Raw genomic sequence first — 26,765 nt, 5'->3', positions numbered from 1 at the left:
GCGGTTGGTGGGCGACGCTCGTGCCGATCCTCGCCTGTGCCTTGTGTCCGGGGTGCATCGCGACCTACGCCAAGGTCCTCTCGGCGCTCGGGATCGGCGTCGCTCTCTCGGAGACGCAGCACCTCTGGCTGCTCCTCGGCTGCATCGCGTTCTCGCTCGGCTTCGGCGTCCGTGAGCTCCGCGTGACGCGCCGCTACGGGCCGCTGCTCCTCACCACGAGCGGTTGCGCCGTCTTCCTGGTCGTGCACGCGTTCGGCGAAGACGTCGGGCTCGCCGGTCTGTCGTGGCTCGGCGTCGCGCTCCTCGTCGCCGGCGCGGTCTGGGGTCATCGCGTCCGGCTCGGGCACCGCCGCGATCGCGCGCGCTCGCTGCCCGCGCGATCCAGCCCGATGCGCGCCGATCCTGTCGGACCATGACGGCGCCACCGACCGTTCCGGTGACGATCCTCACGGGGTTCCTCGGGAGCGGGAAGACGACGCTGTTGAAGCACCTGCTCGCGGATCCCGCCGCGCGCGACACCGCGGTCCTGATCAACGAGCTCGGCGAGATCGCGCTCGATCACGAGCTCGTGAAGAGCGTTCGCGAAGACCTCGTCGTCCTCGCCTCCGGATGTGTCTGTTGCTCCGTCCGCAACGACCTCATGCGCGCCCTCTGCGAGCTTCACGTCAAGGCCGAGCGCGGCGAGATCCCCCGCTTCGCGCGCGTCGTCGTCGAGACGACCGGCCTCGCCGATCCGACGCCCATCGTCGGCACGATCGCGAGGAACGGCCTCCTTCGTTCCTGCTTCCACCTCGCGGCCGTCGTGACGACCGTCGACGCGACGCTGGGCGATCGAACGCTGTCGGCGCAGCCCGAGGCGGTGAAGCAGGTGGCGATGGCCGATCGCATCCTCGTCACGAAGACCGATCTCGCCGGCGCGGAGGTGTCGAGCCGGCTCGAGCAGCGCCTCGCGGCCGTCAACCCGCTGGCGCCGAGGTTCCGGGCGCGGCGCGGCGTCGTTCACGCGGAGGCGCTCCTCGCCGAGGCGCCGGCGCATCCGATCGTCGTCGATGGAGATCCCGCCGCGCACGAGCATGAGCCTCACGGCAGGGACGTCTTCTCCTTCTCCGAGCTCGTCGAAGGGCCGCTCGACTACCGCGCGCTCGCCCTCTGGCTGTCGATGATGACGCAGGTGCACGGCGAGCACCTCCTCCGCGTCAAAGGGATCCTCCACGTCGACGACGATCCACTTCCGGTCGTCGTCCAGTCCGTCCAGCACGTCGTCTACCCGGTGACGTCGCTGCCGAGGTGGCCGTTCGAGCCGCGCGCCTCGAAGATCGTCGGCATCACGCGCGGGCTCGAGCGCGCGATGGTCGACGCGATCCGCGAGAGCCTCCGCCGCCTCGTGAAGCGCGCGAGTCCGCTCACGGGTCTCACGGGTCTCGGGTGAGGGTCACCTTCTGGGGCGTGCGCGGGAGCATTCCGTGTCCCGGGCGCACGCACGCGCGCTACGGCGGCAACACGAGCTGCGTCGAGCTCGAGATCGGATCTTCGAGCGTCGTCCTCGACGCCGGGACGGGCCTCCGCGCGCTCGGCGCGTCGCTCGCTCGGCGCGGCGTCGCGCGGATCCACCTGCTCCTCTCCCACACGCACTGGGACCACACGTGCGGGCTCCCGTTCTTCGGGCCGGCGTACGATCCGTCGAGCGAGATCACGATCGTCGCCGGCCACGCGTCGGAGCGCGCGGGCGGCGTCTGTGGGATCCTGGCCTCGCAGATCGCGCCGCCGAGCTTCCCGGTGTCCCTCGCGCAGATGCCCGCGCGGCTCTCCTTTCGTGACGTCCCCGCCGGCGCGTCCTTCGAGCTCGAGGGCGGGGGCCGCGTCCGCACCGCGCGGCTCGTCCACCCCGACGGCGCGACGGGGTTCCGCGTCGAGCACGCGGGAGCGTCGGTCGCCTACGTGACCGACACGGAGCACGAGCCGGGCCGTCTGGACCCGTCGGTGCTCACGTTGATCGAGGGAGCCGACCTCGTGATCTACGACTGCACGTACACCGACGAGGAGCTCGCGTCCCATCGCGGATGGGGACACTCGACGTGGGAAGAAGGCGTCCGCCTCTGCGTCGCGGCGGGCGCCAAGCGGCTCGCCATCTTCCACCACGATCCCGACCACGACGACGCCTTCATGGATCGCGTCGCCCGCGAAGCGAAGCGGCGATGGTCGGGAGCGTTCGTCGCGCGAGAGGGGATGACGATCGCGCTCTCCCCAGGACGCCCTCGCGGCGCGAAACGCTGAGCACGGCGGCCCGAGCGCGCGGCGGTCCGAGCGCGTGGCGGTCAGTGGCAGTGGTCGCCGTGGCAGTCGCCGGAGCAGCAGTCCGCGTCGGCGCTGCAGTGTCCGCCCGGCCCGGCGCATACGGGCGCGGGCGGCGGCGCGGTGCCGTGGTCCTGCACGAAGCGGGCGGCGTTCTCCGGCTTGCAGCGTCCGGTGCCGTCGTCGAAGAGCGCGCGGAGCAAGCGCGCGGCGCCGCTGCTGCCCTGGACGTGCTCCGCGCGCGCGTGCTTGTAGGCGTTGAGGACGGGCGCCGCCTTCTCGCGCAGCGCGAGGTCGGCCGCGATCGGCTGGTGCCCCTTGGGGACCGCGTACGTGAACGCCCCCGTCGGCTTCGCGAACGTGGGGACGTGCACGAAGTCGCGCTCCACGAACTGCCCCGTCGCGTCTTCGCCCTCCGCCGCTGCGACGAAGAAGTCCACCGCGTGCTGCGGGTAGCCGAAGAGGTGCCCGTACGCCTGGAAGCGCTTCGTCGTCGGATCGCGATCGACGATGTCGACCGCGTCGATGGGCTGCATCGAGGCCCCGATGCCGAGCGCCTCGAACGGGCTCGTGTGCTCGGTGACCGTGGCCGCGAACCTCGGACCGTGGAACAAGAGCGCCTCGGCGCTCTTCATTCCGTCGAAGGTCGCCGCGAACACCTGAGTGGCGCCGCTGAGCCGCGGCGTGCACTGGAAGGTCTGCGTGATCGCCCGGAGCGTCTCGAGCGCCGGGACCGTCGTCTCGGCCGCCGGGAACCGCAGCCCGGCGAAGCCGCTGCTCATCGGCTTGATGTCGGAGAGGAGCGTGTAGAGCGCCTCCGTGTCGAGGGCGCGGAGGAGGAGGGCGTCCGCCGTCCGCCGGGTCGCCTCCGGCAGCGACTCGATCGGGAAACAGGCGTCGCACGCGACGGTGTCGTCTTCGGCGACGAGCTCGCCTTCGGGGACGGGCGCGCGAGTGGAGTCCATGGCGGTGAGGGAGGTCGACGCCTCCTCCGGCGCGGCGCACGCCACGACCGCAACACCACATCCGAGCGTCAGGAGACCAGCAGCAAGAGCTTTCATGTCGGACGCGCTACCACATTCTGACGCGTCGGCAATGCAATTGAGTTGCTTTTAAGTGTGTGCGTCGGTTTGCGAGCGGGCAGATGCACTAATTAGCAATCAGGTTGCATGTATAGATGGGGCGGCGGGTGTGGGCGCGCTTTCCTTGCGAGGGCGACAAGGTTGCTCCGCCGCGATCGACGGGCCCTTCTGCGATCGTGCGTGACGAGGGCGTTGCGGCGAACGGCGAGCTGTCAGGGGCGCGAAGATCGAGGTGTCGTTCGAGGGAACGTTCTTCATCACCGACGCGGCCGCTCCGCACGTCGATCGCGGCTACACGGTCGTGCGCAGCGCGGAACGAACGTCGGTACGTGCACGCGGCGTCGCAAGGGCGCGGAACGGCGTCGACGAGGTATCTGCCCGCGGGCGCGACGACGGGTGGAGGTCGTCGACTTGGACGTCACGCGCCTTCGTCTGCTGGCCGGCGCTTCGATGCACGATCTCCCGTCGCGCGCGACGTCGTCGACGCGACGCCGGATCGTTGGCGAGCTCTCAGCTTCGCGCGGCAGTGCTACGAGCCTCCGTCGCGCGCCCGCTTGCGTGATCGCGAGAGCAACCGTATCCGCGGAGCGTTTGGGCGATTTCGGCTCGTCGTCTCGATTCCCGATGTGCGAACGTTCTGGCACGCATCACGGAACGACGGAGCGTCGTCTCGATGGCGGAGCCTTACGAGCGCCGCGGAGCGGACGGCGTCAAGGAGCTTCCCACATCGCTTTCACGTCGGCGCGCTTGCTCGATAGAGCGAGTCGGTACGTCTTGCCGCGGGTGAGCTCGACGCCGAAACCGTGCTGGATGCCGGGGCACGCGTCGACGGTGGGGGAGGGCGTGACCGCGACGGTCGCGCCATCGGCGTCGGAGACCGCGACGTCGAGCTCGCCGTTCGCGAGGAGCAGGTACCGCTTCGTCCCCGTTCCGCTGAAGGCGAGCCGCAGGTCACCGGCGTAGGCCGTGCCTGCTCCGGGGAGCGCGATCGAATATTGTTTGTGCGTCGCGCTCGCGAGCGGGGCGGACGTGAGCGTGCTCTGGGGCGCGGCCGCGGTGACCGACTCGAACGGACCGAAGAGCGTGTGGATGCACGCGTGCTCGATGAGGCTGTCTCGCTTCGAGGTGGTGAAGCGAACGCGCGGCGTCCCGACCGGCTCGTCGGCGTCGCTGCGGAGCTCCGCGAGATCGAGCTCGTATTCGGTCTCGGCCTCGAGCGGAGACGCGTCGTCGGTGCCGAGGAGCGTGAGCTCGAAGCTCTTCGCGTCGGGAGACCACGCGCCGTCGAGCGCGCGATCTCCGGGCCGGAGCCCCACCTTCTTGCGCGACGTCTCCATCGCGCGATCGAAGGTGAAGCGCAGCACTCTACGCTCGCCGACACCTTCGTCACCGCCGCGGTCGTACACCTCGACGGGGTAGAAGTCCTTCGCGCCGACCTTCGGCGACGAGTCCACGATGCGCGCTTGCGGGACGCTCGGATCGAGCGGCGGCGGCGCGTCGTCGGGGAGGCGTGTCGTCCCGCCGCTCGCGTCATCGTCGTCGTCATCCTCGGCGGCGGCCGGAGGCGGCTGCTCGTCGGGGATGACCTGGACGATCCGCTTCGTCTGGCACGCGGTCAGCGCCAGGAGCAGCGCCACGCACGCGCGCTCAGTGCGCGCGCTCATGATTGTCGTTGTTGTCGTCGCCGTCGTGACCGTGTCCGTGGCCGCGGCCGAGGTGCTCGATCAAGAGCAACACACCGGGCTCGGACGACTCGAACGTGAGGGTGACCGGGCTCTCGTGCTCGAAGTCGGCGACGCGAAGCAGACGGAGGCCGCTGCAGAGATCCTCCGGCACCTCCGTCGTGCACTCGAACGAGACGCTCTTTCCGTGCTCGTCCGACGCCGAGAGCTCGGCGGCCGGCGAGGACGTGTAGATCGCGTACTCACCGTCCTCCTCCGGCACGAAGCTGACCGATCCAGCGTACGTCGGAGCGGACGGCGCGGCGGCATCGGCATCGGCATCGGTATCGGGGCTCGAAACCGCCGGGAGCGTCACGCGGTACGCCGTGTGCTCGTGCGAGACGTCCGGCGGCGACGCCGTCGACGCGGTCACGTTCCGGAACGGGCCGGCGAAGCTGTGGAGGCACGCGTGCTCGACCTGGTGCTCGTCGATCTCCTTGCACGAGCCGATCTGCGCAGACGTCGTCTCCACCGGTTCGGAGGGAGCCGCCGAGCAGGCAGCGAGGAAGGCGAAGCAGGCGAGCGCAGCGGCGGACGTGGCGAAGCGAATCATCTGGCAAGTTCTCCGGGTGGGATGTCTGCCCACGCTGTAGCAGGCGCCGGGGCGGCCGCAAGATTAAATGCATACAAGTTGCAAATAAATGGATTCGCTCTCGGACGAAGGCCTGCACGTGCCCCCAGGTGCTTCCCTTCGCACGTATGTGTACTTGATATTGTATTGCAACATGATTGCGATTATGAGGGCTCGGTGCGATCTGGAGGTCTCGAAATGAACGACGAACGCGAGGGCGATGCGGTGGCCCCCACGAAGCTCCCGGTGACGGTCCTCTCCGGCTTCCTCGGCGCGGGCAAGACGACGTTGCTGAATCATGTCCTCGCCAACCGCGAGGGGCGTCGCGTCGCGGTCATCGTGAACGACATGAGCGAGGTCAACATCGACGCCCAGCTCGTGAAGACCGGCGGAGCGTCCCTCGACCGGATGGAAGAGAAGCTCGTCGAGATGTCGAACGGCTGCATCTGCTGCACGCTCCGCGAGGATCTCCTCGACGAGGTCACGCGCCTGGCGAAGGAGGGACGGTTCGACGCTCTCCTCGTCGAGTCGACGGGGATCTCCGAGCCGATGCCCGTCGCGGCGACGTTCTCGTTCCGGGACGAGAAAGGCTTCAGCCTCTCCGACGTGGCGCGCCTCGACACGATGGTGACCGTGGTCGACGTTCAAGGCTTCCTGCGCGAGTACAGCTCGACGGAGGACCTGCGCGCCCGCGGCATCGCGCTCGGCCCCGCCGACGAGCGGACGATCGCCGATCTGCTGGTCGAGCAGGTCGAGTTCGCGAACGTGATCGTGCTGACGAAGGTGGACCTCGTGACCGACGAGGACGTGGAGCGCCTCGAAGGGATCGTGCACCACCTCAACCCGGACGCCCGGATCGTCCGCGCGCCCTTCGGCCGGCTCGCGCTGAAGCACGTCCTCGGCACGGGCCTGTTCGACGACGCGAAGGCCTCGACCTACGCCGGGTGGGCGAAGGAGCTCGCCGGTGTTCATACGCCCGAGACGGAGGAGTACGGGATCGCGAGCTTCGTTTACCGCGCGCGGAGGCCCTTCCATCCCGCGCGCCTGTCGGCGTTCTTTGCGAGCGAGTGGCCGGGGGTCCTCCGCTCGAAGGGGTTCTTCTGGCTCGCCACGCGCATGAACGACGTCGGTGTGTGGTCGCAGGCGGGGCCGGTGTGCCGCACGTCACGCGCCGGCTTCTGGTGGGCGGGCGTTCCTCGAGCGCATTGGCCGACGGAGGAGGAGCGCCGGCGCGAGATCCAGAGCATCTGGCAGGAGCCCTTCGGGGACCGACGGCAGGAGCTCGTGCTCATCGGGATCCGGATGGACGAGGCGTCCCTTCGAGCCGGTCTCGAGCGATGCCTGCTCACCGACGCCGAGATGAAGCTCGGGCCTTCGCAGTGGCGCGCTCTCCCCGATCCCTTCGCCTCGTGGGGCCCGAGCGTGGGCGAGCCGTCGATGGTCGCGTGACCGCCGACATCGAAGGCATCGCCCGAGGCTCGAGCTCCACGTGGTGACGGGGGAGGCACGTCGGCGCGAGGTTCGTTCGTCACCGTTCACGCTTGGCAGCACGCTCTCGCTCGAGCTGTTCCTTGTACGCGATGCTGAAGCGAGTCCACGGTCGGGCCTCGAGCCGCCTGAGCCCGATGGGCTCGCCGGTGCCTTCGCAGGCGCCGTACGAGTCACCATCGAACTTCGCGAGGGCGTGGTTGATCTCGATGAGCAGCTTGCGCTCCTTCTCCGCGAGGCGGAGCAAGTACGCTTGATCTTGATGGCGAGTCGCCAAGTCCATCTCGTCGGCGAGAGGATGGGTGTCCTCGGTGGCCTCACCGAGATGGGCGCGGAGACGGCCAACGACGCTGCGGCGCTCCTCCTCGAGCCTCTGCTTGAGGTGCTTCTTGTCATGCGCCGAGAGGTCGCGTTTCTCGTTCTCCTTCGCGCTGCGAGCACGTGCCATCATCGGGTCTCCTTCGTGGTCGCTCCTGACGGCCGATCAGTGCATTCTGTACTTCGCCACCAACGGCGACAGCAGCGACGAGAACAACGCCGACATCTACAACGCGAAGCGAGAGCCGATCATCTTCGAACCCTGAGAGTCGAGATGCCGCCCAGCGCTTCGGCGGACGCGTTCAGACTGCACTCGACGGTAGTGTGCACGCATCATTAATGCAAGTGTGATGTATTAGAAACTGTATGCTTCGTGCGCCATCCTGCTCATCGCCGAAACGTCGCTGTTCTCGAGGCGGTGTTAATTGCAACTGTAATGCATATAATGTTGCCGAGCGTTCTGCCGGTGCTACACCGTGCGACGTCGTCCCGTCCCAAGAGACTCGCCGATGACTCGCTTCGCCTCTTCCGCCCTTGTCCTCGGCTCGTGCAACGAGCTCGGCGGGCACGCGGTCGAGCACGCGTGTCTCCACAGCTCCGCCGGGCCCTTCCGCAGCGTCACCGCGTCGACGACGACGGCCCCCACTTCGCCTTCGTGCCTTCGTGCCTTCGTACCTTCGCGCCGTCGCCATGGCATCTCGCTTGCCAAAGCGTCCCGGCTGTCCGCGTCGGCAGGCGCGACTGGAGATTCGACATGATGTTTCGATCCTTCTTTGCGCTCGCGTTCTCGACGGTCGCCGCAGCGGTGGTCGCGGCGTGCTCGGCGGCGCCGGACGATTCGAACGGAGCGGCCGCGCAGGCGAACGGTGCGACGAACGCGGCGGGACAAATCGTCACGTTCAACAAGCACGTGATGCCGCTCCTCCAGCAGCATTGCCAGGCTTGTCACCACGAGGGCGGGTTCGCCTCGTTTGCCCTCGACGACTACGCGACGGTCAAGGCGTTTCGCAACATCGTCAAATCAGCCGTCGTCTCCGGTCGCATGCCGGAGGCTCGGTCGATTCGCCTCGACACAGGTTGTTCGAACGCCGACACGTTCTCGGGCGCGCGGCGTCTCACCGCGGAGGAGATCGGAGTCTTCGTAAGCTGGGCCGATAGCGGGGCGCCCGAGGGCGACCCGGCCGACCTTCCGCCTCCGATCGATTGGCGCGATCCGCAGCCGGGCGAATGGATCACGGGCACTCCTGATTGGGATCTCCAGAATACTCCGGACGGTTTCGTCATCCCGCCCCGGGTGCCGCGCGATATCTTCCGCCGTTTCCCCTACAAAACGAATTACGAGACGGACCGGTTCATTACCGCCGTCGAGGCGATTCCGGACAATGGGAGCTGGGCCGGGAAAGCGGGGTCGTTCCCGATTGTCCACCACATGGAGATCTGGATCGATCCGACCGGGAAGAGCCTCGAGCAAGAGCAGCGCTACCAGGCCGCGGCGCCGAACATCGCCGGTCCGGGGTTCGAAGGGGAATGGGACTTCCCCGAGACGCCGCTTCTCATCGGTATGTGGGTCCCGGGTGCCGACCCGCCGGCCATCCCGAAGGGCTACGGCTACCGGTTGCCGAAGGGCGCGACGATCGTCTTCGAAATTCACTACGCAGGCGACCGCGTGAACGAATTCGCGATCAACGATCGAAGCCGCTGGGGAATCCACTTCAGCGACCACGAGGTGAAGCCCTTCACGTCACTCGTAACGCGAAATGAGCGCTTCGACGTCCCCGCGAACGTCTCGAGCTCGCAGGCCGAGTGGAAGCACACGTTCGATCGTCCGGTCACCCTGCACGGCATCACCCCGCACATGCATCAGCTCGGGACCTTCTTTCACCTCGAGATTGAGCGCCCGGGCCAGCCGAAGAACGCGTGCCTCGCCGATCTGCAGTGGGATTTCGAGCATCAGAATGCCTACTTTTTGAACCAACCGATCGATCTGCCCGCGGGCTCTTCGATCAAGTGGCTCTGCGAGTACGACAACACCGATGGGAACCCGCGGCAGTTCAATCATCCGCCGCAGGACGTCCGTTCCGGCCCGACCTCACGCGACGAGATGTGCCAGCTGACGATGCACTGGACAGATCAGCCGTGACCGCTGGCCTACGATGCCCTGAGCGGCTCCGGAGCTGGCCCATCGCCATGACATCGTCCGGGAGAGCGTGACTTTCGATCCTATCGGCGAGGCTTTCGATCGTGGTCGGGGGCGTCACCACGCGAGCTGGCTGAGGATCCACGTGCTGATGACGCTCGTGAGCGCTTGCCGTCCCGCGACGTTTCCCGCCGCAGCCCAGCCGAGCTCTCGACGCACGGCGGCGAGCGTGACCAGGCAGGGCGTCAAGGTGCTCGCGAGGTAGACGGCGCCGAAGACCTGTCCACCGGAGAGCGAACGCAAGAGCGAGCCGTTCGAGGTGTTCAGGAGCAGCATCCCGTCCTTCCGAAGGACGCTGAAGACCACCGCGAGCGACGTCTCCTCGGGGAGATGAAAGAAGCCGAAGACCGCGCCGAGTATCCGGGAGAGCGGCGCCATCGCGCCGGCGCGACCGGAGAGGCCGACGTGACGAAGCCAGGGATCGAGCGCGGCCGTGATCCGATCGTGCAGCCCGGTCTCCTCCGCGAGGCTGCTCGCAATCCCGAGCAGCAAAACGACCGGGAACGCCCAGAGGAAGGAGTAGGAGCCGAGCGTCAAGAGCCCGTACGGACCTATCAAGATAGCGGCGAGCGGCGGCCATAGGCCCTCGAGCGCTTGCGTGATGGGTCCGATGACGGCGGCGTCGGCGTATGGCTGGAGCCAGGATGAAAGATGGAACGCGCACGCAACGGGAACCGCCAGGAGCGCGGTCATGGCGACGACGGCGACCAGCGGACCCAGCGTTGGGTGCTCGAAGAGTGTTCGAGCTGGCGGACGAGCGCGGAGCTGGACGAGAGGCGACGCATCGAGGTCTCTCGACGCGAGCGGTCGTGCCGTCCGGATCGCGTCGAGGATCGCGGAGCGGTGTGCGGCGGTCAGCTCCCGCGCGTCGATCGTGACGACGGGGACGCCGAGGCGGGTCTCGAGCGCATGCGTGGCTCGCCCGAGATCCGACGAGACCTTGTCCGCGAACGTGACGATGATCGCGAGCCGTCGCACCTCGAAGCGGAGCGACCTGAGCAACGTCCGAGCCTCGCTCGTCAGGTACGGCGCTCGTAGGACGAGCATCACCGTGTCCGCCTCGCGGAGCGTGGCGAGCGCGAGCGCCGTCGAGGCGCTGTCGCCCTCGACGCGGATCCCCGGCGTGTCGACGAGCTCGCGAGTTGCACTCGCTCAAGTGACAGCGACGGCACGTCACGGTCGAGCCCCGAAAGTTCGCTTCATCGCCCGCCCGGCTCCCCGTGAGGCCGCGGAAGAGCGCCGATTTGCCTACCGACTCGAGCCCTACGAGCACGACGCTCGTAGGCGCGTCAGCACGCACAGAAGACTTCCTTCTGCTTGCCGGTCAGCTCCTGACCGCGAAGGAGGCGCTCGGCGAACGTCTCCGGCACCTCGCGAGCCCTCATGGCGTGCACCGTCTTTTCGACGTCGTAGGGCACCTCGCACAGCTCGACGTCGCCCGACTGCGTGTCGACGATGGCGTAGGTCGCGGCGAGGCCGCCGTGGCGAGGTTCACCGACGCTACCGGCGTTGATGACGGTCTTCGGCGAGAGCTCCGGCGAGGTGCTTCACGTACGGCACGTGCGTGTGTCCGCACACCAGGAGGTCGCCGCCCGCGCTCGCCGCCCGCTCGAAGAGCACGAGCTCGTGCGTCGACTCCATCAGGTACTCGGACGTGCTCGCAGGGCTACCGTGAACGGCGACGAGGCGACCACAAGGGAGGTCGAAAGCCAGGCTCATCGGCAGCGTCCCGAGGTAGCTCTTGGTCTCTTCCGAGACATGAAGCGTCGTCCACAGGAACGCCATCGCGCCGAGCTGTCCTTCTTCTTGCGTGACGAAGGTGCAGCCGCAGTTCTCGTTCTCCTCCGCGATCCCTTCGTCCCAGCAGCCGAGCACCGTAGGGACGCCGAGCTCGCGGATCCTCGATGTGCTCTCGTCGGGAAACGGTCCGTAGCCGACGAGATCGCCCAGGCAAAGGAGGCTGTCGACGTCGCGTGCGCGGAGGTCGGCCAGGACGCTCTCGAGCGCCTCGAGGTTGCCGTGGATGCACGAGATGATGCCGAGCCGCCGCGCCTGCGCGGGCGGCGTCGCGAACGCGTGCGCCGTGCTCGACGTCGTCATACTCACGCTCGACGTCCTCAGCGGCGCGCGACGAGGAAGTGGCACGAAGCGTCGAAGCGGACCGGTCTGTCGGCGCCGCCGGAGAGCGCCTCGAAGCGCGAGAGCACCGCCTCCTCGACCGCAGCGAGCTCCGCTTCCGAGCAAGCCGCGAAGAGCGGGCCGGAGAGCGGGTTCTCGCGCATCATGCTCCACATCGCGCGCGGGGTCGGCGCTGTCAGGACCGCGTCGAAGACGTTCACCTCGGGATCGACGAACCCGGCCGCGGAGACCTCTTCGACCAGCCCCTCCTGCGAGGCAATGTCGAGCCAGCTCGGACGGGGGAGCGACGCTCGCACGCGCTCCGGCAGCGACGCCATCACGGGATCCATCTGAAGGCGCAAGAGGGCGTTGTCGTCCGGTCCGCGCCACACCGCGGCCGCGAGGAGCCCGCCGGGACGAAGCACGCGCGCAGCCTCACGCCATCCGGCATGTCGATCGGGAAAGAGGAAGATGCCGAACGCCGAGAAGACGGCGTCGAAGCTCGCCGTCGCGAGGCCGAGCGCCTGTCCGTCCCGAACCTCGCATCGAACGATGTCGCCGGCGCCGAGGACGCTGAGGTTCCTCCTCGCGAGCTCCACCATCTCGGAGGAGAAGTCCGTCGCGACGACCCACACGCGATCTCGAGAACGCGAGCGGCGTTCGGCAGGCGCCCCGCCACCGTGTGAAACAACGACTGCGCGATGTACCCGGTGAACGGCGCGCCGAGACGAGCGTAGGTCCGGGCGTGGCGATCCCAGGCCTTGGACAGGTCGCCGCCGCTCACGCTGCACCTCCATCCACGTGGGGAAGGGATCCGGGGACGGGAAGGCGTTGCGGTGCCATGAGCACGGCTTAACATTTAGCAATCATGTTGCAAATGAATCGCATGCACGATGGTGTTTCGACGAGCTCGCCTCGAGGTCCTCGACGGCTCGTGGTCGTGACGATCGTGGGAATCGTCACGTCGCATGTCGTCCCGCGCGCGCTCGCCGAGCTCATCGGCGGCCACCTTGAATCACGCGCCGAACGGCGACCCGAGCGCGCACATCGTGCGCTAGTCAGTGGAGCGACTCGCGCTCGACGGTCCAAGCACGGGTCAACGTTCCTCACGCGCGCGAGGATCACTGCGTCTGCCAATGCGGCGGCGTGGGTCGAGAGCTCTACATGCCGCCGTTCCAGAGAGACTGCCGCGCATTCGAGGTCGACTGCGTCGACGACAACGGCGATCGCGCGAACTTCGTCTGCCGCTGAGAGGCCGGCGTCGCCTAATCCACGTCCTCGATCACCAGCATCGCCGACGTGATCCCCTCCGCGGGGTACAGCGCGACGTGCACGTCCTCGTTCGCGGCAAGGCGGACCTGCGTGGCGTAGGGGAGGAGGTCGCACGCGCCGGTGGTGGGGCCCTCGCACGACGTCGCGAGCTGGCTCCCGCTGCCTCCGCGCACCGCGATGCGGACCTGCGGCTTCGTGTAGAACGCATACGTCTTCGCGCCCTTCGGTCGGTACGCGACCCAGGAGGGCGAGGCGCCCATCGTCACGTCGTACGCGGTGTGCGTCTTCGACACGGACGGCGCGTCGTCCTCCGCGCCCGCGGTCGCGGAGGCGAAGGGGCCGCTCCGCGCGTGCAGGCAGGCGTGCTTCTCGAGGTCGACCGTGTCGTCGCCGACGGCGCACGCCGCGGCGGGGGCGCCGAGCGCGATCGGTCCGCGGACGACCGGGGGCGGCGCCTCATCGTCGCTGCTTCCGCACGCGACCGCGAGCGCGAACGTGGCGAACACGGGTGTCCATCGCATGGTGCTTCTCCTTCGCCGTCGCAAAAATCAGAGACGAGTGATGGTGCAGAGCCCGAGGCCGTTCAGGTGCGCCTGCCCCGCGGACGCGGCGAGCATGAAGGCGCGGAGCGTCTGGTCGGCGAGGGGGACGCTCCCGGGGTTGTAGACGAGGCGCGCGCCCGCGCCGTCGCGGAGCGGCTCGCCGGCGCCGTCGCGGAGGTCGGAGAGCGCCTGCTTCGTGAGATCGTCGAAGCGAACCACGCCGTCCTCCCCCGCCGCGGCGGCGATCGCGTCGAACCGCAGCTTCGCGATCTCGGTCCCGAGCGTGTCCCAGAAGAGGTGGTCCAGGTGGAACGTGATCTCCGCCTCCGCCGTCGCGTTGTTGCGGACGACGATGCCCTCCGTCCCGTCGACGCCGTTCGAGCAGTTCGTCGCGCGGGTGGGGTTCGCGAGGCCCCACGCGAACGCCACCGCGCGGCCCTCCTTCTCGGCGACGCCTTCGAGCCAGTAGTTGAGGCCCTCTCGCTGCATCCGCGCGAGGTCGTCCGCCGCGACGGCGCCGATCGGCTTCGCCTCCGCCGGCGGCGCGATCACGCGGAACGAGAGCCGCTCCCACCTCCGCGCGTCGAGGCCCGAGGCGGTGAAGATGACCGGATCGCCCTGGTGCAGATCGACGACGAACACGTCGTTCGAGTCGAACGCGACCGCGTCGTCCGCGCCGGCGAGGCGCAGCTGGCCGACGCTCACGAGGTACTTCGAGAACCGCACCGACCAGCCGTCGACGAAGCGGATTTCGACGCCGTCCTTGACGTACGGGTACCCGCCCTTCGCCGCGCCCTCGCCGCTCACGCGGACCGACACCGAGCCGGAGCCTCCGCTCTCGCCCGAGCACGCGGCGACGAGGAACGCGACGACGAGGAGGAGCGCGCGACGACCCATGCGTGCCTCGCTTCATAGTCAACGGAGATATTTTTGCAATTCGTTTGTTAGTGAATCCGGGCCGAGAACGCGCTCGCCCGCTGCACCCCGAGGAACCAGGCCACGCGCGCCTGCGACTCGGCCGCGATCGTCGCGCGCCCCCCCGGCTCCGTCACGGTGAGGTCGTCGAAGCGCACCTCGTCGAGCCATGGCCGCGGATCGACGAGGACGGCGAGCGTGGCCCCGTCGTCGACCTCGAACGAGACCGGCACCTGGATCCGCCGCCGGTTGCCGGCCTCCTCGATGTCGAGGCCGCCCTCGAACGCGACGGTGACGCCGTCGCGCTGCGCGATCCCGACGACGTAGGCCTGGTGACCGCGAAGGCACCCCGCCGGGCCCGCCGTCTCCGGCCGCGGCGGCGAGAGGTAGAGCGAGAGCGTGCGCGCCGGGCCGGCGGGGCCGCTCAAGCGCCCGACGTGCACGGGCGCGCTCGCGAGCGCGTCGACGGCGACGGTCGCGAGCCACTCCCCGCGCGCCTCTCCGCCCGCGAAATGGTCCACGCCGGGGTGCGCGTGCGCCGAGGGGACGAGCCAGTCGTAGAGCGTGGAGCGCGCGGTCGGCTCGCCGGAGAACACGTAGATCGGGCCGAGCGAGACGCACGCCTCGCTCAGCGTCACGTCCCAACCGGCCGCGGTGTGGAACGTGCTCACCGCCGCGGACGTCGCCGCGAGGTCGTAGCGGACCTCGCGTCCGCCCGTCGCGGCGTCGCACGAGAGCGCGAGGCAGAGGCCGGCGAGGAGGATGGGCGCGCGAACGTTCATGGCTCCTGTCCTTTCTCCGCGTCGAACCAGACCGTGAGCGTCGCCATCGCGACGCGCGGCGGGCCGGCGGCGAAGTGTTGCTGCGTCACCCGCGACGGAAAGGCGTCGGGCCCCCGAAAGCTCGAGGCGTAGTTGTAGATCGCGATCTTGTTCCGGCGATCGAGGAGGTTCGTCACGTCGAGTCCCGCCTCGAACATGCCGTGCCGGAGCTTGAGCCCCGCGTCGACGGTGCCGTAGGCCGGACCGAGCTGTCCGAACGGCAGCGGACGCGGCCCGACGTAGGAGAGGCCGGCGGCGACGCCGCCGTGGAAGCGACGCCCGGCGATGACGAACGAGCGGTGGAGCGAGGCGTCGACGCGCCCGACCCAGCGCGGGATGTACGGGAGCCGCACGCCCGCGGTGAGGTCGAACGTCGAGGCGCCCGCGGGCGGCAGGTACGCCTCGGCGTAGGTGAGGCTCGACTGGAGGTCGAGGCCGAGCGGCGATCGCAGCCGCGCTGCGCCGAGCGCGCCGAAGCGGTTCGAGGCGCCGATCGACGTGTTGCGCCCCGCCACCTCGTCGAAGAGGAGGTCCCGCTCGACGCGCGTGTGGTACGCGATCGCGCGCGCGTCGAGGCTGAAGCCGCCGTGCTCGTAGGCCTTCGCGACGACGCCCGACTCGAGCGCCCGGACCCGCGCGAAGGGCGCGAACTCGCCCTGCGACAGCGCCTGCGCGTCGCTCGAGCGGGTGCCGATCCCGAAGCTCGTCACGAGGCGGACGTGACGCGTGAGCGCGAGGTCGGCGGAGAGCTTCGGCTGCACCGCGAGCCCGAACGCCTCGACGTTCTCGGAGGTGAGGCGCGCGCCGGAGCGATCCGTCGCGGGGCGGTTCTCGTCCGTCACGCCGAACGCGAACGTCTCGAGGCGGACGCCGCCGCGGAGCACGAGGCGCTCGAGCGGGGTGAAGCGGCCGGCGGCGTAGGCGCCGAGGTTCGTGATCCGGAGCGCGTTGTCCGAGTCGACGCGATACGGCACGCCGTCGGCGAAGCGGAGGCGGCGCGCCTCGGAGTCGGCGACGTCGTGCCGCGCGAAGTACCCGAGCTCGACCTCGTGCTGCCGGCCGAGCGCCGCGTGGCGACGGCGGTAGGAGCCGCGCGCCCCGATCGTCGTCGCGTGGTAGCTCTGCTCGAGGCCGTCGCCGCGCTGCGGATCGTTCGCCGGCGTCACGTCGACGGTGAAGCCGGTGAAGTTCTGGCGGATGCGGAGATCGCGCAGCGAGACGTGGAGGCTCTGCTCGAAGGAGCTCTCGGCGCTCCTCTTCGCGACGTGCAGCACCGCGCCGTGCCGGCCGACGCCGCCGCCCTGGTTGCGATCGTGGAGACAGAAGAACTGCGCCTCCTCCGCCGGCGCGCAGGCGGAGAGCCTCCGCGCCTCGTAGTCGTCCTGGCGGATGACGCCGGCCGCGTCGAAGCGCGCGACGTAGCTCGTCGCGAGGAGCGCCGCTTCGTAGCCGTGCCCGAGCGCGAGCTCGTAGCGGCCCATGAAGCGCGTCGCGGAGTGCGCGCGGTTGGGGCCGAAGCCGTCTCCTTCGACGAAGTCGACGCCGGCGAAGGTGCCGCGCGACGTCCCCGCGGGCCCCCACAGCGCGAGGAGCCGCCGCGTGTGGAACGATCCGTAGCCGGCCTTCGCCCTCACGCCGCGCGAGGCGAGGCCGAGGCGGTAGTCCATGCTGCCCGCGACGGCGAAGTCGCCCTGCCGTGGATCGAACGGGCCCTCGATCACCTGCAGCCGCTCGACCAGCTCCGGGATGATGAAGTGCGTGTCGCCGTAGCCGTGCGCGTGCGCGTTCGAGGGCTCGTTGATCGGGATCCCTTCGAGCTTGAGCTCGATGTCCTGCGCCTCGCCGGCGTCGAACCCGCGCAAGAAGATGGTCGAGGCGTGCCCCTCGCCGGACGGGTTCGACAGGAAGACGCCGGGCGCGAGGGTGAGGAGCTGCTCCGCGTTGCGCCGCGGCACGTCCGCGAGCGCGCCGACCTCGATGTCCATGTGGCTCGCCGCGCTCGGCTCCGCCCGTCGCACGCCGTTGACGGTGACGTCCGCGCGGGCGAGGCCTGCGCGCGCGAGGACGGCGAGGCAGAGCCCGAGGCTGACCGCGCACCGGATCATTTTCAACGTGGACGCTAGTCGTTGTGGATTGTTTTTGCGACCAAGATGTTATAGTTGCAACGCGATGCGATACCTCCTCGCGCTTGGTCTCGCGCTCGCCGCCTGCGGCGACGACGGGGGAGACGCCCCTCCGGCGAGCGAACATCCGTCGCGCCTCCGCGTCCGGGTCGCCGTCGCGGACGCGAACGCGCCCGAGGTCGTGGTCTACGACGTCGCGGATCGGGAGGTCGTCGGCCGCGTCGCGCTCGAGCGGCCCGCCGCGAGCCTCGTCGCGTCGTACACCGGCGAGACCGCGATCGTGGTGCAGCCGGAGGCGGTCGCGCGCGTCCTCTCCGGCGGCGTGAGCGTGATCCCGCACAAGGACCACATCCACATCTTCAAGTCCGCCGCGCAGCTCCTCGGTCCGCCGCTGGCGCCTCCGCCGGAGGCCGAGGCGACGGGCGCGGCCCCGCTCTTCGGCGACGCGAAGTGGTCCATCGTCTACCGCGGCCCGACCGGCGCGGTCGCGACGTTCGCGGAGGATCCGTGGCTCCAGGCGAAGACCGACGTCGCGCGCGCGGCGAGCGGCGCGGCCCGGAGCGTCGCCGTCGCGCACGCGGGCGCGATCCTCGCGGGCGGCGCGAGCGGCGTCGATCTCGTCGCCCCGGACGCGAGCCCGTCGTCGCTGTCGTCGTGTCCGGAGGTCGAGCTCGCGGCGAGCAACGGGAGCGCCGCGACGTTCACGTGCCGCGACGGCTTCGTGGTCGTCGGCGCCGATCGCGTCGCGGGCGCCGTCATCCCGTTCCCCGACGCGCCGGCGCGGAAGGGGCTCGCCGGCCTCCACCGCCAGGCGTTGATGCTGGCGCTCGGCGCGCCGGCCAAGCTCACGATCGTCGACACCGACGCGCGCGCGGCGTTCGCGATCGACGCCGAGCCGGACCTCTGCGACGCGACGCTCGAGATCGGATCGGGTCCGTACGCGACCGTCTTGACCGCGAGCGGCGCCGTCGTCCGCTACGACGTCGCGGCGCGCCGCCGCCTCACGTCCACGCCGGTGACGGCGCCGTTCGACTGCGACGCTCCTGTTCGTCCGTCGCTCGCGGCGACGCCGGGGCGCGCGTGGGTGAGCTCGCCGGCGACGGGCGAGCTCGTCGAGGTCGACACGATCGCGGGCCGCGAGGCGCGCCGGATCGCGCTCGGCGGCGCGCCGCGCGCGGTCGCCGTCCTCGGCCTCGACGCTCGAAACGCCGACCTCGGCACCGCGAACGACGATCTCTCGGAGTGACCTCGCGCATGGACCACCTCGACGTGGGAGGGGCGCGTCAGCCGTCCGTGCCTCGGAGCGCGAGCGGCTGGATGGTTGGCTCCGTCGCGCCGGGGGATAGGCACAACGTCCAGACGCGGCGATGGCTGCGGTCGCGGAGGAACGCGACGCCGTCGGGGAGCTCGACGAGACGATCGCGCGCGAGGCGACCTCGCCGGACGACGAGCTTGTGGACGGCGAGCTTCGTCGCCGCCACGGCGCCGGCGAGGAGGACGCCGCGACCGGGCACCGTGATCGCCACCTGCGGCACGAGCTCGTCGCGCAGTCGAAACCCGAGCCACGCGGTCTCGCGGGCGCACCACCAGACCATCGGTCGCAGGTCGCCGACGGTCATCTCGAGGAGGAGGGGAGCGCGATCGGAGCCGAACGGCGACTCGATCGCGACGAAGTCGCCGAGGCCGAGCGGGATCGCGATCGTGCGCGTGGACGATCCGTCGAAGATCGAGAGCTCGCCCGCGCGCGCGGCGACGATCGCGGGCCGGATCGCGCCGTGGAGGACGGAGCCGTTGTCGGAGCGCCGATCGGGTCGCACCGGAACGAGCCGCGTCCCGAGGCACGCCATCGCCGCGCGCTTCTCGACGATCTCGAGGAGCGGTCCCTCCCGCCAGCCGAGCGCCTCGCGTTCTTCGAGTGCGTCGCGCACGGAGAGGACGTGCGAGCGCCCGGCTGCGTCCGCGATCGTCACCTCGTTCACGCCGGGGACGATCGCGGTCGGAGCCCACGGCGCGTGCGACGAGAGACGGAGCGTGATCGCGGCGGCTCCGTCTCGGGGCCCGATCGCGTCGATCCACAGCTCGTAGTCTCTCTCGCCGAGGCGCGTGAGCGAGAGCGAGGACGGCACGGTCCGCTTCGACGTGGCGATGTCCGACTTCGCCGCGAACGCGTCGCTGGAGCTCTGGACCGCGCCGTCCGGGTTCGACTGCGCGCCGCCGACGTCGCGATCCGGATCGACCGCGACGTGCACGCGACTCGAGGTGCTGCCGCTCGTGTCGAGCACCGGGGTCGACGTGCCGGTGCGCTCCCTCGGGCTCTGCGACGACGCAGGCGTGTCGGCCGCCGCCGTCCAAGCCCTCTACTTCGAGCCGGGAAACCGCGCCGTGCCGAGCCTCAGCGCGCTCGCGACCGTCACCCTCGAGATCGCCCTCGAGCCGACTCCGCCCGGGCCGTCCGCCGACGCGGGCACGAGCGACACCGCCGACGCCGGCTGCGCGGCGCAAGGCCACGCGCCCCCGGGCTCTCTCGGCCTCCTTCTCGCCACAGCGTTCGCCGTCGCGCTCGGGCGGGCGCGACGCGGCTATAAGTAGCAATGAATTGAAATAGATATTCATATGTAAATATGCGTGGGCTGTTCCGTCGATTTGGATCGGTCGCTACCGCCGCCGTCCCGGTGCCAGCGCTCCGCAATCCGCCGCCACGAACGGCGTGCGCTCGAACTCGATGCCGCTCGGACGGGGAGGCCACGCGCGAGCTGGTTGCGGTCGCTACGGGGAAGCGCCATACGTGAGCTCGTTGCGGACGGTGGAGGGGAGGCGTGTCGGATCGGTGATCTTGTGGAAGCGGCCGTGGCCGGCCTCTGCGATCGCGCGGAGGAGCGATTCGTCCACGCCGCCGCCGAGGCCGATCGTGGTCACGGTGACACCGTCGCGGGCGATCGCTTCGGCGAGCTCGCGCGTGCCGTTGCTCGAGGCCTGGCCGTCGGTCAGCAGGATCACGAGCCGCCGCTTCGCACGCGGCGCGCCGCCGATGTCGCGTCGCGCCCACGCGAGCGTCGTCGCGAGCTCGGTCCCTCCACCCGCGGTCACCTTCGCGATGGAGGCCTCGAGCGCCGCTCGATTGGCCACCGCCGTGAGCGGCACGACGCGCTCCGGCGCGCTGTCGAACGCGACGAGCTCGAAGCAGTCGGCCGGACCGAGCACCTTCACCGCAGCGACGGCGGAGCTCTTCGCCATCTCCATCGGAAGACCGCTCATCGATCCGGACCGATCGATCAGGAGCACGAGCCCCGTCCCGGTGCACGTCCCCACTACCACCGGCGGCTCCGCCGACCCTGCGACCTCCGCCGACACCCCCGCATCGACCCCCTCCACGGCCATCGTCGAAGGCGCCATCGTCGAAGGCGCTGTCGTCGAAGGCGCTGTCGTCGACGGCATCGCGGTCGCTGCTGGCGCCTTCGATGATGGCGCCGGCGGCGTGCTCGACACACCTCGCTCCGGCGCGCCGCAAGCCACTGCGAGCACCACACCACAGACGCTCGAGCCACGAAGCAACATGAAGAGACTGACCCGCTGCCGCCATCCGCCTTGGCTCACGCGACGCCCGGCCAATTCGGATCGCGTCCCCGGCGGTCGTACGAGGTGCGTTCGGCCGTCCCGGCGCTCGTAGCGATCAGCTGCAGGCGTCGCAGACGCCCTTGAGCTGGATCGCGACCTTCTTCGCGGCGATGGCCTTTGGTGGTCGTCGGCCGGACAGCTCGACGGTGAGGTCGGGCAGACACGAGAGCTGTCCGCAGTCGACGCACACGAAATGGGGATGCTCCTCGCCGTGGTCGCCGGCTCCCTCTCGCAGGAGCTCGAAGCGCCAGACGTGGTCGCCGAGATCCGTGCGCGAGAGGATCTTCGCGTCGGCGAGGTCCATGAGGATTCGGTAGATCGTGGCCCGGTCGAAGCCACGGCCCTCGAGCGCCTGGAACATGTCGGCGTGGCTCTTGCGCCCGCCATGCTCGTAGAAATGCTCGAGCACCGCGATGCGCGACGCCGTGCTGCGCATCCCGGCACCACGGATGAGAGCTTGCAGCTCCTTCACGCTCGGGATGCTCGTCGCCCCGCGCTTGCTCGGCGCGGATCCTGCCTTGGTCTTTGCTTTCACGGACGGACGCTCCTGAGCACGCGGTATCGCTTCCTCAATTGCATGTCCCGTGAACTGTACCGCTTCTGCATCCAAGTTGCAGCCGTCGATCGTGACGCGACCCGGGCAAGGTCGGTGACGACCCTGGGCTACCCCCTTGCGCGTGGCCGGTGGCGGTCGATGAGCGCCTTCGCGTCGGTGGGGTGCTGGGCGTACTCGAGGAGGGCGGAGAGCATGAGCGGGGCGACGATCGTGGCGTCGGACTCGATCACGAACATCGGCGTCTCGGCGGTGAGCTTGTCCCACGTGATCTTCTCGTTCGGCGTCGCGCCGGAGTACGAGCCGTACGACGTGGTCGAGTCGGAGATCTGGCAGAAGTACGCCCACGGCTTCACCGGCGTCTCGAGGTCGTGCTTCAGCGAGGGGACGACGCAGATCGGGAAGTCGCCCGCGATGCCGCCGCCGATCTGGAAGAACCCGAGGCCCGGGCCGGTCGAGAGCTCGCGGTACTGGTCGTAGAACGCCGCCATGTACTCGATGCCCGACTTCGAGATGCTCGCGCTGTGCTCACCGAGCTTCACGTGCGAAGCGAAGATGTTGCCGAAGGTCGAGTCCTCGTAGCCGGGGACGACGATCGGGAGCTTCGCGTTCGCGGCGGCGAGGAGCCAGCACTCGTCGGCGCTGCCCTCGTGGAGGTCCTTCGGCAGCGTCCGGACGAGGTCGTAGAAGTACTCGTGCCAGAAGCGGCGCTCACCCTTGGCCGACGCGTCCTTCCACATCGGCACGATGAACCTCTCGACCGCGCGGAACGCCTCGTCCTCCGGGATGCTCGTGTCCGTCACGCGCCGCATCCGCTCGTCCAAGATCCGCGTGTCGTCCTGCTTCGTGAGGTAGCGGTACTCGGGGAAGTCCTTGTAGCCGTGGTGCGCGACGAGGCGGAACAGCGACTCCTCGAGGTTCGCGCCGGTGACGGAGAGCCCGTGGACGAGCCCCGCCCGGATCGCCGGCGCGAGCGTGATTCCGAGCTGCGCCGACGACATCGCGCCCGCGAGCGTCCAGAACATCTTCCCACCCGCGTCGACGTGCCGGATGTACGCGAGGAGCGCGTCACGCGTCGCACGCGCGTTGAAGTTCTTGAAGTTGCGAAGGACGAGCTCGAGCGTGGGGAGAGCGGATGCCATCGGGGTGGCGTCGTAGCACGCGCGTGAAGAAACGTGTTACTGGGGCGAAGCTGAACGGCGGCCAAACGACGAGCCGCGCGATTTCGATGGGGCCGCGGTCCGCGCGGTATCTTACGGCGGTGCGCGTGATGGTCGTGGACGACGACGCCGACGTGCTCTCCGTCGTCGGGCGCGCGCTCGCGGCCGACGGGCACGTCGTCGTGCCGGCCGACTCCGTCGCTGCGACGCGCGCGCTCCTCGCGACGCAGGAGCCTCATCTGCTCGTGCTCGACCTCGCGCTGCCGGACGGCGGGGGGCTCGAGCTGTGCCGGCAGATCCGCGCGGACGGGTATGCGTTTCCGATCCTGATCCTCACCGCGCGCTCCGACGTCGCGGCGCGCGTCCACGGCCTCGACGGCGGCGCGGACGACTACCTCGCGAAGCCGTTCGCGGTCGCCGAGCTGCGCGCGCGCGTCCGCGCCTTGGGGCGACGCGCGACGGCGGGGCTCGTCGGGACGACGCGCGCGGCGAGGGTGCTGCGCGGCGACCTCGTGCTCGACTTCGGCGCGCGGCAGGCGACGCGGAGCGACGTCGCGGTCCCGGTCACGCCGCGCGAGTGGGTCATCCTCGAGATCCTCGCGTCGCATCGCGGCGACGTCGTCCCGCGCTCGATGCTGCTCGAGCACGCGTGGGGCGAGGCGACGGAGGCGGCGGGCAAGAGCCTCGAGGTCCTCGTCGCGCGCCTGCGGAAGCGCCTCGGCGCCGGCGTCGTTCGCACGATCCGCGGCGAGGGCTACGCCTTCGGGGCGGAGACCTGAGCGTGCGCGCGACGAGCCTCGCCACGCGCGCGTCGTGGGCCGCGTTCGCCTCCGCCGGCCTCGCCGCGGCGACGGCGGCCGCGGCCTCCAGCGTCTTCGCCGACGCGCTCGTCCTCCGCGCGACCGATCGCCGCCTCGAAGCGGCCGCGGGCGAGCTCGTTCACGAGGTCGACGCCGCGCCGCCGGAGTCGCTCGCGGCGCTGGTCGCGGAGGAGCAAGAAGAGGCGAACGTCTCGGGGGTGCGCCTCGCGCTCTACGGCTCGGACGGCGTCGTCACGGGCGATCGCAACGTGCCCGCGGTGACGGCCTGCACCAGCATGGCAGGACATCGCGTCTGCTCCGTCGCCGGCCGCCGCGGTACCGCGGTCGCGTCGTTGCCGCACGCGACGCCGGTCGCGCTCCTCGTGCTCGCCGCCGCCGCCGCCGCGACGTTCGCGGGCGCGGTGGCGTGGCTCCTCGCGCGGGTGCTGAGCCGTCGCGCGGTCGCGCCGCTCCTTCGCCTCCGCGAGCGCATCGCGGGCCTGCCGCTCGTCCCCGCGGTCGATCTCGGCGCCGACGACGGCGTCCTCGAGGTCGACGAGCTCCGCGCGACGATCCGGCTCGCGCTCGCGCGGATGCAGGACTCGGTGGAGCGCTCCTCCCGCTTCGCCGCGAACGCCGCGCACGAGCTCCGCACGCCGCTGACCACGCTCCGCGCCGAGCTCGAGCTCCTCGCCGAGAAGCCCGACGCCGGCGCGGACGCCGCGATCACGACCGCGCTCCGCAAGGTGAACCAGCTCCAGACCCTCACCGAGCGGCTCCTCGTCCTCGCGACGCCGGAGGAGAACACGGAGTCGTTCGAGCTCGTGTCGCTCCGCGACGTCGTCGACGACGTGCTCGCCGACCTGCCCGAGGCCGACCGCGCCCGGGTGGAGGCGAACGGCGACGAGGACGCCTTCGTCCGCGGCGACGCGGCCGCGCTGCGCTCCGTCGTGACGAACGGGCTCTCCAACGCGCTGAAGCTCGCCTCGCGCGTCGACGTCGAGCTCTCGCGCGACGGAGACACCGCCGTCCTCGCGATCGACGACGACGGCCCCGGCGTGAGCGAGGAGCACCGCGCCCGCATGTTCGAGCCCTTCGCGAGGATCCCGGGCAACCGCGCGCCGGGCCACGGGCTCGGCCTCGCGCTCGTGGCCCACGTCGCGCGGTGGCACGCGGGCGAGGCGCGCCTTCTCGCGAGCCGGCGTCACCCGCAGGGCGCGCGGCTCGAGGTCCGCTTCCCGGTCAGTAGCTCTGGTTGAAGTTGATGAAGAGCTGAGCGTCCTCGCGCGAGAAGGCCGCGTCGGCGACGATGACGGTGGAGCGGTTCCAGCCGACGCGGAGGCCGGCGCCGGCGGCGGCGCGGATCGTGGGCTTCACGAGGAGCACCTCGTCCCCGATGCTGCCGAGATCGAGGAACGGAGCGGCGGTGAGGGTGATGTTCTGTCCGAGCCAGTCGAAATCGGCAAAACGCGTCCGAAATTCGATGTTGACGAAGCCCACCGTGCGCCCGAGGAAACGATTGGCCTTGAAGCCGCGCAGCGTCTGGGCACCGCCGAGCGCGCGGATGCTGCCCTCGGCGCTCCACTGATCCTGGTATTCGAAGAAGGGCGCGTCGCCGCTGATGATCGTGCCATATCCGACGCGCGTCGCGAGGAGGGTGCGCTTCAGCGCGCGCGGCGCGATTGGCAAATAGTGCCGGGCCTGAAATAGCATCTTGTGAAATGTGTATTCCGAGCCGGTGTAGCGGGCGGAGTGCTCGTTTCCCCACTCGAAGAAGAATCCGCGGTACGGATCGGGGTCGAAGTCGCGCGTATCGTACATGAGCGAGAGCTGGACGAGCGAGACGCGGCCGCCGGCGAGGCCGATCGCGCGGCCCGCCTCGGCGTCGGCGCGGAGGAGCGAGCGGCCGTTCGGGACGCCGTTCGTGCGGACGTTCTCGTAGGTCTCGTAGGTGAGGTGCTGGATCTCGTAGCCGGCGAGGACGCGCCAGTTGCCGTCGAGGACCACGCGCTCGCCCTTCAGGTTCAGCATCCACTCCCGCTCGAGGAAGAGGTGCCGGAGGCTGTCGGTCACGACCGGCGCCTCGCCGGGGCCGCCGGGGCGCGACCGGGCGAGGGAGGCGGCGTACGTGCTGTATTTGTGCTCCGGAAATGGCTCGAGCGTCCGCTCCGTCAATCCGAAATACAGGTTGTTCGGCGTGCTCTCGAACTTGCCGTCGATCTTCAGGCGCCACGCGGTATTGGCGATGAACGGCGCGTCGAGCTTCAGCGAGACCCCGGCCGCGTTGCCGGTGGTGTATTCGCCCTTCAGCCCGAGCCGCGCGCGGTACGACGTATATTCGAAGAACGGATCGCTCCGCGTCCCGTTGTAGTGGATATATCCGGTCGCGCCGCCGCCGACGCCGTTGAGCGGATCGGAGCTGAAGAAGGGGAGGCCGGTGACGAAGAACCCCTCGCGCTTCTTCGCCGCGTCGGTCACGCTCATTCGCTTTTGCTCCGAGACGTAGTGGGGTAACGACTCGGGCCGCGATCGAAGCTCGTCGGCGCGCGCCAGGTCCGGCGCGACGAGGGCGACGAGCGAGGCGAGCACGAAGGAGGAGCGCATCGCTGCATCCTCGCTACGAACCGGCAGGATGCAACGCCATGAAATCGCGTGTTTGGGAGCGGTTAGGGTGTTGTCGCTATGGACGACATAGCGATGAGCGACGGAGCTTTACCGCCGACGGCGCGCCGGATCCTGGTCGCGGTTGGGATGGGGCCCGAGACGGGGGCGATCCGCGCCGCGCTCGAGCTCGCGCGCTGCACCCACGCGAGCCTGGCGTTCGTTCACGTCCTCGACCTCTCACGCGTGACGCGGGCCGCGCTGAGCGGAGACCTCGAGGCGGTGAAGGTGCTCCGCGCGGAGGCGGAGGCTCGGCTGCGGGCGATCGGGCCGAGCCACGGTCATCGCCGCCCGTTCGAGGTGTTCGTCTCCGTCGGCGCCGTCGCGCCGGAGATCGTCCGCGTCGCGACGAGCTGGGACGCGGACCTCCTCGTCGTCTCGACCGGCGCGCGCCCAAGCCGAGACGGAAGATCTGCAGCGGCGGTGTGAGACCGCACCGGTGCTGGCGATGGGAGGTCACGACAGAAGGTAGGCTGCGCTCGTCGCCGCGGACGTCGTCTTGCGCCGTGTGTGCAG

At 70.0% G+C, this 26,765-nt stretch carries 26 protein-coding genes; 10 read left to right on the top strand and 16 right to left on the bottom strand.

Going from position 1 to position 26,765, the window contains the following annotated elements:
• Positions 1-20: 20 nt before the first annotated feature.
• From KF837_06635 to KF837_06625, 3 genes are read left to right on the top strand one after another with little or no spacing between them, the layout of a single operon-like run.
• Positions 21-416 carry a hypothetical protein gene (locus tag KF837_06635; GenBank protein ID MBX3226969.1) on the top strand — a complete coding sequence of 132 codons (396 nt, stop codon included), beginning with the start codon at positions 21-23 and terminating at the stop codon, positions 414-416.
• Positions 413-1,429, top strand: coding sequence for a GTP-binding protein (locus KF837_06630; protein ID MBX3226968.1), 1,017 nt, complete (start codon positions 413-415; stop codon positions 1,427-1,429). The genes KF837_06635 and KF837_06630 overlap by 4 nt, the downstream gene beginning before the upstream one ends.
• Positions 1,426-2,274: an MBL fold metallo-hydrolase gene (locus KF837_06625; protein ID MBX3226967.1), complete on the top strand. Its 849-nt coding sequence runs from the start codon at positions 1,426-1,428 to the stop codon at positions 2,272-2,274. Before KF837_06630 ends, KF837_06625 begins: the two co-directional genes overlap by 4 nt.
• A 41-nt stretch (positions 2,275-2,315) precedes the next feature.
• Here the strand turns inward: KF837_06625 and KF837_06620 are convergent, their stop codons facing one another.
• The 3 genes from KF837_06620 to KF837_06610 all read right to left on the bottom strand — a co-directional run bounded on the left by KF837_06620 (position 2,316) and on the right by KF837_06610 (position 5,567).
• Positions 2,316-3,353, bottom strand: coding sequence for a hypothetical protein (locus KF837_06620; protein MBX3226966.1), 1,038 nt, complete (start codon positions 3,351-3,353; stop codon positions 2,316-2,318).
• A gap of 731 nt (positions 3,354-4,084) precedes the next feature.
• A complete protein-coding gene (locus KF837_06615; GenBank protein MBX3226965.1) occupies positions 4,085-5,038 on the bottom strand; it encodes a hypothetical protein in 954 nt (317 codons plus the stop codon).
• Positions 5,022-5,567, bottom strand: a complete 546-nt coding sequence (locus tag KF837_06610) for a hypothetical protein (GenBank protein MBX3226964.1) — start codon at positions 5,565-5,567, stop codon at positions 5,022-5,024. Before KF837_06610 ends, KF837_06615 begins: the two co-directional genes overlap by 17 nt.
• A 297-nt stretch (positions 5,568-5,864) precedes the next feature.
• On the opposite strand from KF837_06610, the gene zigA reads away from it, so the two are divergent.
• Entirely contained in the window at positions 5,865-7,115 is a 1,251-nt protein-coding gene (zigA, locus tag KF837_06605) for a zinc metallochaperone GTPase ZigA (protein MBX3226963.1), read from the top strand.
• A gap of 79 nt (positions 7,116-7,194) precedes the next feature.
• Here zigA and KF837_06600 read toward each other — a convergent pair whose 3' ends face one another.
• On the bottom strand, positions 7,195-7,605 hold the full coding sequence (locus tag KF837_06600) for a TraR/DksA C4-type zinc finger protein (GenBank protein ID MBX3226962.1): 411 nt from the start codon (positions 7,603-7,605) through the stop codon (positions 7,195-7,197).
• A 621-nt stretch (positions 7,606-8,226) separates the two neighbouring features.
• On the opposite strand from KF837_06600, the gene KF837_06595 reads away from it, so the two are divergent.
• Entirely contained in the window at positions 8,227-9,612 is a 1,386-nt protein-coding gene (locus KF837_06595; protein MBX3226961.1) for a hypothetical protein, read from the top strand.
• A 114-nt stretch (positions 9,613-9,726) separates the two neighbouring features.
• Here the strand turns inward: KF837_06595 and KF837_06590 are convergent, their stop codons facing one another.
• From KF837_06590 to KF837_06560, 7 genes are all read right to left on the bottom strand, one after another.
• Positions 9,727-10,716 carry a hypothetical protein gene (locus tag KF837_06590; GenBank protein MBX3226960.1) on the bottom strand — a complete coding sequence of 330 codons (990 nt, stop codon included), beginning with the start codon at positions 10,714-10,716 and terminating at the stop codon, positions 9,727-9,729.
• Positions 10,717-11,169: 453 nt separating this feature from the next.
• Positions 11,170-11,769, bottom strand: coding sequence for a metallophosphoesterase family protein (locus tag KF837_06585; GenBank protein ID MBX3226959.1), 600 nt, complete (start codon positions 11,767-11,769; stop codon positions 11,170-11,172).
• 17 nt (positions 11,770-11,786) lie between these two features.
• Complete coding sequence (locus KF837_06580) at positions 11,787-12,422, bottom strand: class I SAM-dependent methyltransferase (protein MBX3226958.1); 636 nt, start codon at positions 12,420-12,422, stop codon at positions 11,787-11,789.
• Between the two features lie 630 nt (positions 12,423-13,052).
• Complete coding sequence (locus KF837_06575; protein ID MBX3226957.1) at positions 13,053-13,580, bottom strand: hypothetical protein; 528 nt, start codon at positions 13,578-13,580, stop codon at positions 13,053-13,055.
• 27 nt (positions 13,581-13,607) lie between these two features.
• The gene (locus tag KF837_06570; GenBank protein ID MBX3226956.1) at positions 13,608-14,498 is read right to left on the bottom strand and encodes a hypothetical protein; all 891 of its coding nucleotides are present in this window, start codon (positions 14,496-14,498) and stop codon (positions 13,608-13,610) included.
• 47 nt (positions 14,499-14,545) lie between these two features.
• Positions 14,546-15,298, bottom strand: coding sequence for a hypothetical protein (locus KF837_06565; GenBank protein MBX3226955.1), 753 nt, complete (start codon positions 15,296-15,298; stop codon positions 14,546-14,548).
• A complete protein-coding gene (locus KF837_06560) occupies positions 15,295-17,442 on the bottom strand; it encodes a TonB-dependent receptor (protein MBX3226954.1) in 2,148 nt (715 codons plus the stop codon). The genes KF837_06565 and KF837_06560 overlap by 4 nt, the downstream gene beginning before the upstream one ends.
• A 64-nt stretch (positions 17,443-17,506) precedes the next feature.
• Between KF837_06560 and KF837_06555 the strand changes: the two genes are divergently transcribed.
• Positions 17,507-18,706 (top strand): hypothetical protein, encoded by a 1,200-nt coding sequence (locus KF837_06555; protein MBX3226953.1) that lies wholly within the window; start codon positions 17,507-17,509, stop codon positions 18,704-18,706.
• 37 nt (positions 18,707-18,743) lie between these two features.
• On the opposite strand, the gene KF837_06550 is transcribed toward KF837_06555, so the two are convergent.
• Positions 18,744-19,742: a hypothetical protein gene (locus KF837_06550; GenBank protein ID MBX3226952.1), complete on the bottom strand. Its 999-nt coding sequence runs from the start codon at positions 19,740-19,742 to the stop codon at positions 18,744-18,746.
• Between KF837_06550 and KF837_06545 the strand changes: the two genes are divergently transcribed.
• Positions 19,732-20,049 carry a hypothetical protein gene (locus KF837_06545; protein ID MBX3226951.1) on the top strand — a complete coding sequence of 106 codons (318 nt, stop codon included), beginning with the start codon at positions 19,732-19,734 and terminating at the stop codon, positions 20,047-20,049. The two genes, KF837_06550 and KF837_06545, sit on opposite strands and share 11 nt — an antisense overlap.
• 177 nt (positions 20,050-20,226) lie before the next feature.
• Here the strand turns inward: KF837_06545 and KF837_06540 are convergent, their stop codons facing one another.
• The 3 genes from KF837_06540 to KF837_06530 all read right to left on the bottom strand — a co-directional run bounded on the left by KF837_06540 (position 20,227) and on the right by KF837_06530 (position 22,770).
• Complete coding sequence (locus KF837_06540) at positions 20,227-20,838, bottom strand: VWA domain-containing protein (GenBank protein ID MBX3226950.1); 612 nt, start codon at positions 20,836-20,838, stop codon at positions 20,227-20,229.
• Between the two features lie 292 nt (positions 20,839-21,130).
• Complete coding sequence (locus tag KF837_06535) at positions 21,131-21,511, bottom strand: transcriptional repressor (GenBank protein MBX3226949.1); 381 nt, start codon at positions 21,509-21,511, stop codon at positions 21,131-21,133.
• Between the two features lie 227 nt (positions 21,512-21,738).
• Positions 21,739-22,770 carry a deoxyhypusine synthase family protein gene (locus KF837_06530; protein ID MBX3226948.1) on the bottom strand — a complete coding sequence of 344 codons (1,032 nt, stop codon included), beginning with the start codon at positions 22,768-22,770 and terminating at the stop codon, positions 21,739-21,741.
• A gap of 119 nt (positions 22,771-22,889) precedes the next feature.
• Between KF837_06530 and KF837_06525 the strand changes: the two genes are divergently transcribed.
• A complete protein-coding gene (locus KF837_06525; protein MBX3226947.1) occupies positions 22,890-23,567 on the top strand; it encodes a response regulator transcription factor in 678 nt (225 codons plus the stop codon).
• A 2-nt stretch (positions 23,568-23,569) separates the two neighbouring features.
• Complete coding sequence (locus KF837_06520) at positions 23,570-24,847, top strand: HAMP domain-containing histidine kinase (protein MBX3226946.1); 1,278 nt, start codon at positions 23,570-23,572, stop codon at positions 24,845-24,847.
• Here KF837_06520 and KF837_06515 read toward each other — a convergent pair.
• Positions 24,831-26,192: a BamA/TamA family outer membrane protein gene (locus tag KF837_06515; protein ID MBX3226945.1), complete on the bottom strand. Its 1,362-nt coding sequence runs from the start codon at positions 26,190-26,192 to the stop codon at positions 24,831-24,833. The two genes, KF837_06520 and KF837_06515, sit on opposite strands and share 17 nt — an antisense overlap.
• Before the next feature lie 93 nt (positions 26,193-26,285).
• On the opposite strand from KF837_06515, the gene KF837_06510 reads away from it, so the two are divergent.
• Positions 26,286-26,678 carry a universal stress protein gene (locus KF837_06510; protein MBX3226944.1) on the top strand — a complete coding sequence of 131 codons (393 nt, stop codon included), beginning with the start codon at positions 26,286-26,288 and terminating at the stop codon, positions 26,676-26,678.
• The last annotated feature ends 87 nt before the right edge of the window (positions 26,679-26,765 follow it).

The sequence above is a fragment of the Labilithrix sp. genome (assembly GCA_019637155.1).
Taxonomy (GTDB): domain Bacteria; phylum Myxococcota_A; class Polyangia; order Polyangiales; family Polyangiaceae; genus Labilithrix.
The sequence above is the reverse complement of the archived record's forward strand: the minus strand, read 5'-3'. Positions and strand labels throughout refer to the sequence as shown.

What these genes read in the sequence shown, in the direction of transcription:
- KF837_06555 (MBX3226953.1), top strand. Translation starts at nt 17,507, where the DNA reads ATGCGATACCTCCTCGCGCTTGGTCTCGCGCTCGCCGCCTGCGGCGAC.
- KF837_06600 (MBX3226962.1), bottom strand. Translation starts at nt 7,605, where the DNA reads ATGATGGCACGTGCTCGCAGCGCGAAGGAGAACGAGAAACGCGACCTC.
- KF837_06515 (MBX3226945.1), bottom strand. Translation starts at nt 26,192, where the DNA reads ATGCGCTCCTCCTTCGTGCTCGCCTCGCTCGTCGCCCTCGTCGCGCCG.
- KF837_06595 (MBX3226961.1), top strand. Translation starts at nt 8,227, where the DNA reads ATGATGTTTCGATCCTTCTTTGCGCTCGCGTTCTCGACGGTCGCCGCA.
- KF837_06575 (MBX3226957.1), bottom strand. Translation starts at nt 13,580, where the DNA reads ATGCGATGGACACCCGTGTTCGCCACGTTCGCGCTCGCGGTCGCGTGC.
- KF837_06590 (MBX3226960.1), bottom strand. Translation starts at nt 10,716, where the DNA reads ATGCTCGTCCTACGAGCGCCGTACCTGACGAGCGAGGCTCGGACGTTG.
- KF837_06560 (MBX3226954.1), bottom strand. Translation starts at nt 17,442, where the DNA reads ATGATCCGGTGCGCGGTCAGCCTCGGGCTCTGCCTCGCCGTCCTCGCG.
- KF837_06585 (MBX3226959.1), bottom strand. Translation starts at nt 11,769, where the DNA reads ATGACGACGTCGAGCACGGCGCACGCGTTCGCGACGCCGCCCGCGCAG.
- KF837_06620 (MBX3226966.1), bottom strand. Translation starts at nt 3,353, where the DNA reads ATGAAAGCTCTTGCTGCTGGTCTCCTGACGCTCGGATGTGGTGTTGCG.
- KF837_06570 (MBX3226956.1), bottom strand. Translation starts at nt 14,498, where the DNA reads ATGGGTCGTCGCGCGCTCCTCCTCGTCGTCGCGTTCCTCGTCGCCGCG.
- KF837_06540 (MBX3226950.1), bottom strand. Translation starts at nt 20,838, where the DNA reads ATGGCCGTGGAGGGGGTCGATGCGGGGGTGTCGGCGGAGGTCGCAGGG.
- KF837_06510 (MBX3226944.1), top strand. Translation starts at nt 26,286, where the DNA reads ATGAGCGACGGAGCTTTACCGCCGACGGCGCGCCGGATCCTGGTCGCG.
- KF837_06530 (MBX3226948.1), bottom strand. Translation starts at nt 22,770, where the DNA reads ATGGCATCCGCTCTCCCCACGCTCGAGCTCGTCCTTCGCAACTTCAAG.
- KF837_06615 (MBX3226965.1), bottom strand. Translation starts at nt 5,038, where the DNA reads ATGAGCGCGCGCACTGAGCGCGCGTGCGTGGCGCTGCTCCTGGCGCTG.
- KF837_06565 (MBX3226955.1), bottom strand. Translation starts at nt 15,298, where the DNA reads ATGAACGTTCGCGCGCCCATCCTCCTCGCCGGCCTCTGCCTCGCGCTC.
- zigA (MBX3226963.1), top strand. Translation starts at nt 5,865, where the DNA reads ATGAACGACGAACGCGAGGGCGATGCGGTGGCCCCCACGAAGCTCCCG.
- KF837_06535 (MBX3226949.1), bottom strand. Translation starts at nt 21,511, where the DNA reads ATGCGCAGCACGGCGTCGCGCATCGCGGTGCTCGAGCATTTCTACGAG.
- KF837_06630 (MBX3226968.1), top strand. Translation starts at nt 413, where the DNA reads ATGACGGCGCCACCGACCGTTCCGGTGACGATCCTCACGGGGTTCCTC.